At 65.8% G+C, this 8,065-nt stretch carries 8 protein-coding genes and 1 pseudogene; 3 read left to right on the top strand and 6 right to left on the bottom strand.

Features of this window, described 5'->3' with window-relative positions:
* Positions 1–167 precede the first annotated feature (167 nt).
* The gene (locus AC07XB_RS33445; protein WP_492374105.1) at positions 168–413 is read right to left on the bottom strand and encodes a hypothetical protein; all 246 of its coding nucleotides are present in this window, start codon (positions 411–413) and stop codon (positions 168–170) included.
* A 344-nt stretch (positions 414–757) separates the two neighbouring features.
* Here AC07XB_RS33445 and AC07XB_RS33440 point away from each other — a divergent pair, with 344 nt between their 5' ends.
* Complete coding sequence (locus AC07XB_RS33440) at positions 758–1,870, top strand: aromatic ring-hydroxylating dioxygenase subunit alpha (RefSeq protein ID WP_492374106.1); 1,113 nt, start codon at positions 758–760, stop codon at positions 1,868–1,870.
* Positions 1,871–1,950: 80 nt separating this feature from the next.
* Here the strand turns inward: AC07XB_RS33440 and AC07XB_RS33435 are convergent, their stop codons facing one another.
* Positions 1,951–3,510 carry an MFS transporter gene (locus AC07XB_RS33435; RefSeq protein ID WP_492809832.1) on the bottom strand — a complete coding sequence of 520 codons (1,560 nt, stop codon included), beginning with the start codon at positions 3,508–3,510 and terminating at the stop codon, positions 1,951–1,953.
* 150 nt (positions 3,511–3,660) lie between these two features.
* Here AC07XB_RS33435 and AC07XB_RS33430 point away from each other — a divergent pair, with 150 nt between their 5' ends.
* Positions 3,661–4,542 carry a LysR family transcriptional regulator gene (locus AC07XB_RS33430; RefSeq protein ID WP_492832110.1) on the top strand — a complete coding sequence of 294 codons (882 nt, stop codon included), beginning with the start codon at positions 3,661–3,663 and terminating at the stop codon, positions 4,540–4,542.
* A gap of 63 nt (positions 4,543–4,605) precedes the next feature.
* Here AC07XB_RS33430 and AC07XB_RS33425 read toward each other — a convergent pair.
* Positions 4,606–4,989: pseudogene (locus tag AC07XB_RS33425) on the bottom strand (MFS transporter); the annotation flags it as partial.
* Here AC07XB_RS33425 and AC07XB_RS33420 point away from each other — a divergent pair.
* Positions 4,876–5,136, top strand: a complete 261-nt coding sequence (locus tag AC07XB_RS33420) for a hypothetical protein (RefSeq protein ID WP_492374133.1) — start codon at positions 4,876–4,878, stop codon at positions 5,134–5,136. The pseudogene AC07XB_RS33425 and the gene AC07XB_RS33420 overlap by 114 nt on opposite strands.
* Positions 5,137–5,231: 95 nt before the next feature.
* Here the strand turns inward: AC07XB_RS33420 and AC07XB_RS33415 are convergent, their stop codons facing one another.
* The 3 genes from AC07XB_RS33415 to puuE form a co-directional block, all read right to left on the bottom strand.
* A complete protein-coding gene (locus AC07XB_RS33415) occupies positions 5,232–6,317 on the bottom strand; it encodes a porin (RefSeq protein WP_492374109.1) in 1,086 nt (361 codons plus the stop codon).
* A gap of 200 nt (positions 6,318–6,517) precedes the next feature.
* Positions 6,518–7,036 (bottom strand): 2-oxo-4-hydroxy-4-carboxy-5-ureidoimidazoline decarboxylase, encoded by a 519-nt coding sequence (gene uraD / locus AC07XB_RS33410; RefSeq protein WP_309408741.1) that lies wholly within the window; start codon positions 7,034–7,036, stop codon positions 6,518–6,520.
* Between the two features lie 44 nt (positions 7,037–7,080).
* Positions 7,081–8,031, bottom strand: coding sequence for an allantoinase PuuE (puuE, locus tag AC07XB_RS33405; protein ID WP_492374132.1), 951 nt, complete (start codon positions 8,029–8,031; stop codon positions 7,081–7,083).
* Positions 8,032–8,065: the final 34 nt, after the last annotated feature.

Genomic DNA, 8,065 nt, shown 5'->3' with positions numbered 1-8,065 from the left:
ACTTGGCCTGACGCCAGCACCGTCGCAAACAAAAAACCCCACACTCCGAAAAATGTGGGGTTCGTCAGCAATCTGACGGGGCTCCTTTGGAGCCCCGTTTTTTTTGACCGGCTTGTGAAGCAGTTCCGCCGGCCCGGAAAACCTGTCCCGCCCTGATCCCGTTGCCGCTATTGCAACATGTTGTACTGCTCGCGCATCACGACGATGATGGACTTGGCTGCTGCCAGCCGGGTTGGCAAATGGTCGTCCTCCTCGCGCGGGAAATCGACTTCCGCACTCCAGTTGCAACCGGTGTGGTCGGGCTGGTGAACTCGCATGGCGTGCAGTTCGCACTCGCCGCACTCTGGATTGTTGTTGAGGAACTGGTTCAGGATGGCCATCAACTCCGACCGGGTCTTTGCATCACGCCGCATGAGTCACCTCGTCCGTTGCCGTCTTGTTGCCTGGAACCTAAATTTAGGCACGCAGGCGCAGGCCCGCCAATTGAATCGCCCTATTAAGCAGCGACTTTCGATCCCGAAATCCGGTAGTTTATCTCTATCGCACTGCAGCAAATCCATGCTGCGTCGCGGCACCGGCGAAACCAGCGGCGCCCAAACCGGTCGAACCGCCATGGTGCGGCGCGCGCTGCCCAGCAGCGGGCGCGAGGCGTGCAATGCGCCGCCGGTCCGGCGGCGAGGCTCCCCTCGGCGCCAGAGCAATCTCGCGAACCTGGCGACCCCTGGCCATCCTCGCGGCCATCCTCAAGGCAATCCCCATGCTGAAGAATCTCTGGTATGTGCTAGGCCACTCAACGGATGTGCGTGCCGAGCCTGTCACGGTGACCGCGCTGGGCCAGAAGCTGGTGCTGTTTCGCGATAGCGCCGGCCTGGCCTGCGTGCTGTCCGACGTTTGCGCGCATCGGGGTGGCTCGCTCAGCCATGGCCGCGTGGTGGCCGGCGACGTGGCGTGCCCGTACCACGGCTGGCGCTACGACGGCAATGGCATCTGCACGCATATCCCGGCCCAGCCGGGACTGCGGGTGCCCACCCGGGCGCGGGTGGACGCTTACCCGACGGTGGAGCGCTTTGGCTGGGTCTGGGCCTTCCTGGGAGACCTGCCGCCGGCGGAGCGGCCGCCGCTGCCGGATCTGTCCTGGGCCGAGGATCCCCGTTTCCGGCTGGTGCGCGGGCATTTCGACTGGGATGCCAGCTGGGACCGCGTGATGGAGAACGGCCTGGATTTTGCCCACGCGCCATTCGTGCATGGCACGGCTTTCGGCGACCCCGCGCATCCCGAGATCGACGACTTCACGGTAGAGGCAGGCGAGTGGCAGGGCGAGGCGCGCATGCGCATGTACCGCCCGCGGCGCCGCTCATGGCCGGCGTGGCTCGCCCGCGGGGCAGCGGGTGGCCGGGTGCCGGTCTACACCACGCCGGGCTACCACTTCTCCGGGCCGTGCACCACGCTGCGGCTCGAGCCCCGTCCCGGCTGGGAGATCCGCATCGTTTCGGCGCACCTGCCGGTCGACGCCAAACGCACGCGCACCCTGTGGATGATGGGACGTACCTTCATGAAGAGCGCGCTGCTTGACGCGCGCACCCGCCGCAGCAACCTGCGCATCTTCGAGCAGGACCATGCCGTGCTATCCCGGGTTTGCCCCCAGCACACGCCCGACGACTGGCAGGAGGAAGTGTCGGTGCGCTCGGACGGCTTGCAGATCGCCTTTCGCAAGACGCTCAAGGCGCTCGAAGCGCGCGGCTGGGAGATCGACCTGGCCCGCGTGGCCAGCGAGTTCGCGGGGCGCAAGGCGTGCGCGATTCCGTGCCCGGCACGGCGTGAATCGTCGGCCTGGGCCATCGCCGGCGTGCCAACCCGGGGAGGCGGCTGAACGTACCGGGCATCGACCTGCGGCGGCTACCTGACGCAGGGCACGCCGCGCACCTTCCAGCTGGCGATGGCGGCGGACTTCTAAGCGCAGCGGCCCGCGGGATCGGCAACCGCCTGATGCCCTCGTTTGCCGGGGGCGAACATCATCAGGCTGAGCAAGGCGAGGACCCAGGCGCCAATCCCGCCATACAGCATCACCCAGCCAAAGCCATGGACCAGCGCCGCATGCAGCGCGGCGCCGGACGCGTCCAGGGCCGGCAGTTGCGCGAAGGCGTCACCGGGCGCATCCAGGTTGCCCGCGGCAATGCGCTGCGCCAGCGCGCGCAACTGCAACGCATCGAACGCCCCCGGAAAGGCACGCTTCAGATACGCAGAGATCCCTGCGACCAGGATGAATCCCATCAACGCGATATTGACCGCCAGCGAGATCATCCGCGCGCTCATGTCGATGCCGGAGGCCATGCCCGCGCGGCTGCTGGGAACCGAGCCGGTGGTGGTGTTGGTCACCGGCGTGTTGGTGATGCCCAGGCCGATGCCGGCCAGCAGCGAACCCGGCAGCAGGGTGAGCCAGCTCGCCTGCGCCAGGCTGCTGCCGAGCTTCATCAGCATGAAGCCCAGCCCGATCGTGAACAAGCCCAGGGGAATGACCCTGCCGGCCCCGTAGCGCAGCGCAAGCCGCTCTCCCAGCGGCGGAAACAACAGCGTGGGCAGCGTGTAAGCCAGCAAGGACAAACCGGCGGTCACGCTGCCGTAGCCCAGGCCGCCGTGGAAATAAAGCGGCAGGTAAATCATGAATGGCCAGAAGCTGAAGTTCATGCCCATGGAGCCAAGCAGCGCGCCCGAGAAGTCCCGGCTGCGGAACACCGAAACATCGAACATCGGATTCGGATTGTGTTTTTCCGCAAGCAGGAAAGCCACGAAGCTGGCCGCCGTCGCGGCCGTCATGCCGATCGCGGCGGCGCGGGAAACCCCGGCCTCCGGTCCCTGCGTGATCAGGTAGGCCAGGCCGAAAACGGCCAGCGACAGCGTGACGATGCCCGCGATATCGAGCTTGCCCGCCTGCGGATCGCGCGACTCTTCCACGCCCGCGAAGACCAGCGCCAAGGTCAGGATGGCCAGCAGCACGTGCACCAGAAACACCCATTGCCAGCTGGATACGGCAACGATCATGCCGCCAACGATTGGCCCGAAACCCAGGCCGATTCCGAACACGACGCCCCAGGCGCCAAAGGCCTTGCTGCGTTCCTTGCCTTCCTGGAACTGATGCGACAGGATCGCCACCAGGCAGATCAGCATCGCGCCGCCGGCCATGCCCTGGAGGAACCGGCTGGCAATCAGCACGGCGGCGCTTTGCGCCAGGCCGCAGATCAGGGAGGCGATGCCGAACAAGGCAATGCCGAGGACGAACATGCGCTTGCGGCCAAAGCGGTCGGCCAGCGTGCCGGCCGCCATCAGCACCGTGGTGCAGGCGATGGTGTAGGCATTCATGATCCATTGCATGTCCCCGAAGCCGCCGTGCAGGACGTGCTCAAGGGTGGGCAGAATGACCGGCACACTGGAAATCTCCAGGCCGAACATCAGCGCGGCCAGGCAGACGGCGGCCAATGCCATTTGGTTTTTACGGGAATGAGTGAGGCGCATCGATGGTGCTTTCCAGGCGAATCCGGTTGCGGGGAACGGATGGCGTCATGCTCGACGCCGGTCTTGGCGCACATTGTGGGCGAGTCCTCGCCATGATAGAAATGATCTAATTTCTTCCGATTCATTAGCGTTCATCATAAATAAGGGACCATGGATTTCGATCCGACACTGCTGCGGGCCTTTGTCGCCGTCAAGGAAACCGGCGGCTTCACGCGTGCGGCGCAGCGGCTGCACCTGACGCAGTCCGCGGTCAGCCATCAGATCCGGCGGCTCGAAGAGCAGGTGGGCCGGCCGCTGCTGCACCGCACGACACGCACTCTGACCCTGACCGAGGACGGCAACGATTTTCTCCAGCACGCGGAGCAGATCCTGGCCTCGCTCGATGCACTTTCGCGCCGGTTCCTGCCCTCTCCCGTTTGCGGCGTGGTGCGCTTCGGCGTGCCGGAAACCTTCCTGGGCGAACGGCTGCCGCAACTGCTGTCACGGTTCTCCAGGGCATTCCCCGCCGTGCGTCTCGATGTGAGCGTGGGCACTTACCTGGACTTGCGCGCGATGATCAAGGCCGGCGAACTGGATCTTGCCGTGGTGTTGTCGGCGCCCGGCGGGGAGGGCGGCACGGTGTTGCAGCAGACGCAGTTCGTGTGGGCCGCCGCCCAGGCCTTCGAGATCGCACCGGGTGCGTCGTTGCCGCTCGCGCTGTCGCCCTCGCCGTGCGTCAACCGGCAGGTGGGCGTGGCGGCACTGGAGGGCACCTCCATACCGTGGCACGTGGCGTTTACTTCGCCAAGCCAGGAGGGCATCCGCACCGCGGTACTGGCGGGGCTCGGCGCCTCGGTGCAAATCCGCGGCGACCTGAAGCCGGGGATGAAGGTGGTCGATGGCCAGTACGGCTTGCCGGCGCTGCCTGCAGCGGATTTTGCGCTGATCTGGAGCGATGGCGAGAAGACGCCGGCCGCGTGCGAGTTCGGGCGGTTGCTGGTGAGCCTGCAGGCGCCGCCGCCCAAGCCCGGCCGGCGGCTCAAGAATCCCTAGCGCTCGCAGCGCCGCGCGCTAGGCCACGCCGGGACGCGCCGGGAACCCATGCCCGCGCGAGGCCCACGCAATCAGCAGCCCCACAACCAGCAAGACAAGCAGCGCCCACGGGAACGCGCCGACGCCGGCCACGGCCAGTGCGCGGCCCTTGAGGTGATCCGGCACCATGCGCCGCGCATAGCCCGCGAGCATGCACCAGGTCAGGCCGCCCGCCATGCCGGCCGGGAAGCGCGCCACTAGTGCCATCACGTGGCCGGGCGCCAGCGCGGTAAGCGTATTGAAGACCAGCAGTCCCGCCAGCGCTGCCAGCAGCAATGGCCGGCGGCGCCAGCCTTGCGTGGCCGCGGTGAGCGGGATGGCCGCCACCAGCGAGCCGATGGCGTAGAGGCTTACGAACTGGCCAGCAAGCGCCTCGGATACCCCCAGCCCCTCGCTGATCGGCGCCAGCTGGACGAAGGCACGCTTGTCAGCGTGCTGGACGACTACAACCAGGACCGCACGATGCTGCGCGTGCTGTGGCCGTCCAGTCGCCAGCTGTCGCCCAAGCTCAGGGCCTTCGTGGACTTCATCGCCGGCAACCTGCTGGCAGCCTGAGCACGGCGCGCCGGCGGGGCATAAAAAAACCCGCCACAAGGGCGGGTTGTTGGGCGGGAGGACGGGTATCCGTTCCCGTTGGCAAGGGGAAAGCGTCAGAACTTGTGGCGCAGGCCCACACCAAAGGTGTCGCCGTGCGACAGGTCGGTGATCTTGTCGTAGAAGTAAGCGGCGTAGACGTCGGTGCGCTTGGACAGGTTGTAGTCGTAGGCGACTGCCACCGTGTTGCGCTTGAAGTCCGCGACCGAGTTCTTGGTCTTGTCGTAAGCGTAGGACGCCAGGATATTGCCATTGCCGACCGGCACCGAAACGCCGACCTGGCCGTTGGTGTGCTTGATGTCGCCGTTGACGTTGTTGTTGATGTCCGACTTGATGTACTGGCCTTGCGCGAACAGCTTGACGATCTTGAAGTCGTAGCTCACGCCGCCCTGCACCGCATTCTGCTTGCTGAAGCCGACCAGCAGCGGGCTGGTCGACGCGGTCACGTCACCCGGCGTGCTGTCGAACTTGACTTGCTGGAAGGCCAGCGTGGCAGCGAACGGGCCGTTGAAGTACATCAGGTTGCCGCCCCACTTGTTCTGGCCGGTGGCGCCAGCTTTCTCGCCAAACGAGTAGATCACGTTGGCGGTCAGGCCGCCGAAGTTCGGCGTGGAGTACAGCAGCGAGTTGTTCCAGCCCGAATCGCCGATGATGCCCGGGTCGTTCACGCGGGCCGTGGAGGCGCCGAAATAGGTGTGGAACACCATCGGCGAGAACACGTAGGAGTCGACCAGCGGGTTGAACAGGATGGTCGACACGAAGAAGGGCGTGGTGTTGCGGCCCAGCTTGATGGTGCCCAGCTTGTCGTTCTGCAGGCCCACGAATGCATTGCGGCTGAACATCGAGTCGCCGTTGAAGCGGCCCGAGGAGCCGCTGTCGGTGCGGAAGAAGCCGTTCAGGTCGAAGATGGCCTTGGTGCCGCCGCCGAGGTCTTCGGTGCCCTTGATGCCCCAGTACGAGGTCTGCATGCCGCCCGAATTGGCGACATAGGCGCGGTTGGCGGCACCGACGTTCTTGACGCCGCCGACGAACATGTCGGCCTGGCCGTACAGCGTGACGCTGGATTGCGCCATGGCCGCGCCGCTGAAAAGGGCTGCCGCCATCGCTGCCAGCTTGAGGGCCGGCTTGATCTGCTTATGCATTGTGGGTTTCTCCGTGGTTGATCCGTTGCGTTCTCTGTGTACTGGGTCCCTGACGGGTTCTATTAGCTCTGGTGTTTTTCTTCGTGCCGGGCAGGCGCCGGACCTGGGCTCGGTCCGGGCAATGCCCGTTACAGCAGCGTGGGTAAGTCAGCGGTAAATCAGAGGTATGGCAGGGCTAACGAACCCGCTGCTTTTTTGGCTCAGCCGGATACTAAGTCGTTCAGGCGGAATTGCGCAATGCGGTGGATCTGGTTGATGCAAGTTTGCAACTCCGCGGCCGGTTCGTTGTTCACGCGCCTTGCGAACTCGCCGATGATGCCGGCGCGGTCGTAGCCGCGCACCGCCAGGATGAAGGGGAAGCCGAATTTCTCGTTGTACTGGCGGTTGAGCGACTGCAGTTGCTCGAACTGCGCCGCGGAGCACTGGTCCAGGCCGGCGCCGCTTTGCTCGCGGGTGGATTCGGCGGTCAGCTCGCCGCGCACGGCGGCCTTGCCGGCCAGCTCCGGGTGGGCGCGCACCAGCTTGATCTGGGCGGCATCGCCCGCGCCGTCCACGATGGCGCGCATGGCGTCGGCCAGCGCGGCAGCATGGGCGAAGGGGCGCTGCGTGGCGGCGGCCTGCGCCACCCACGCGGAGTGTTCATAGATGCCGCCGAGCGCCTGGATGAAGTCGGCGGCCGGCATGGCGTTGAGTTGGTCGAGGGTGTAGGTCTGGCTCATGGTTCGGCTTATCGTTCGGCTTATGGTTCGGCTTATGGTTCGGCTTAGGCGTGGTTCTGTGCGGAGTAGGGATGGGTTTCGGCCCAGTGGCGCGCGATATCCACGCGCCGGCAGATCCAGACCTTGTCGTGTCCCTGCACGTAGTCGAGAAAGCGCTGCAGCCCGCGCATGCGGCCCGGGCGGCCCAGCAGGCGGCAGTGCATGCCCACCGACAGCATCTTGGGGCGATCCAGCCCCTGCGGATCGCCCTCGGCGTAGAGCACGTCGAAGGCGTCCTTGAGGTACTGGAAGAACTGCTCGCCGGTGTTGAAGCCTTGCGGCGTGGCAAAGCGCATGTCGTTGGAGTCGAGCGTATAGGGCACCACCAGGTGGGGCTTCTTTTCGCCGCCGGTGACTTCCACCTCGGTCCAGAAGGGCAGGTCGTCGCCGTAGTAGTCCGAGTCGTACAGCAGCCCGCCGTGCTCCACCACCAGGCGGCGCGTGTTGGGGCTGTCGCGGCCGGTGTACCAGCCCAGTGGCAGCGATCCGGTCAGCTCCTTGATGATCTGCATGCCGATGCGCATGTGCTCGCGCTCGGTGGCTTCGTCCATGCCCTGGTAGTGGATCCAGCGCCAGCCATGGCAAGCGATCTCATGGCCGAGCTCGACGAACGCGCGGGTCAGGTCCGGATGGCGCTGCAATGCCATTGACACGCCAAAGATCGTCAGCGGCAGCCCGCGCTGCTCGAACTCGCGCAGGATGCGCCAGACGCCGGCGCGCGAGCCGTACTCGTACACGCCCTCCATGCTCATGTGGCGGTCGGGGTAAGCCGCCGCGCCGATGATCTCGGAGAGGAACTGCTCGGAGCCGGCATCGCCGTGCAGCACGTTGTTTTCGCCGCCCTCTTCGTAGTTGAGGACGAACTGCAGCGCAATGCGCGCGCCGCCCGGCCAGCGGGCGTGCGGCGGCTGGCTGCCGTAACCGATCAGATCGCGTGGATAGTTGTGGCTTGTCATCAGGGTCATGGTTCTTCAGGAAACTGTGCCGGCC

Source organism: Cupriavidus sp. GW821-FHT02F09 (assembly GCF_059421605.1).
Note: the sequence above shows the minus strand (reverse complement) of the source record. Positions and strands in the feature narration are given on the sequence as shown.

Bases quoted from the DNA above. Each gene is read 5' to 3' on its own strand.
- AC07XB_RS33445 (WP_492374105.1), bottom strand. From the start codon at position 413: ATGCGGCGTGATGCAAAGACCCGGTCGGAGTTGATGGCCATCCTGAAC.
- AC07XB_RS33440 (WP_492374106.1), top strand. From the start codon at position 758: ATGCTGAAGAATCTCTGGTATGTGCTAGGCCACTCAACGGATGTGCGT.
- AC07XB_RS33435 (WP_492809832.1), bottom strand. From the start codon at position 3,510: ATGCGCCTCACTCATTCCCGTAAAAACCAAATGGCATTGGCCGCCGTC.
- AC07XB_RS33430 (WP_492832110.1), top strand. From the start codon at position 3,661: ATGGATTTCGATCCGACACTGCTGCGGGCCTTTGTCGCCGTCAAGGAA.
- AC07XB_RS33415 (WP_492374109.1), bottom strand. From the start codon at position 6,317: ATGCATAAGCAGATCAAGCCGGCCCTCAAGCTGGCAGCGATGGCGGCA.
- uraD (WP_309408741.1), bottom strand. From the start codon at position 7,036: ATGAGCCAGACCTACACCCTCGACCAACTCAACGCCATGCCGGCCGCC.
- puuE (WP_492374132.1), bottom strand. From the start codon at position 8,031: ATGACAAGCCACAACTATCCACGCGATCTGATCGGTTACGGCAGCCAG.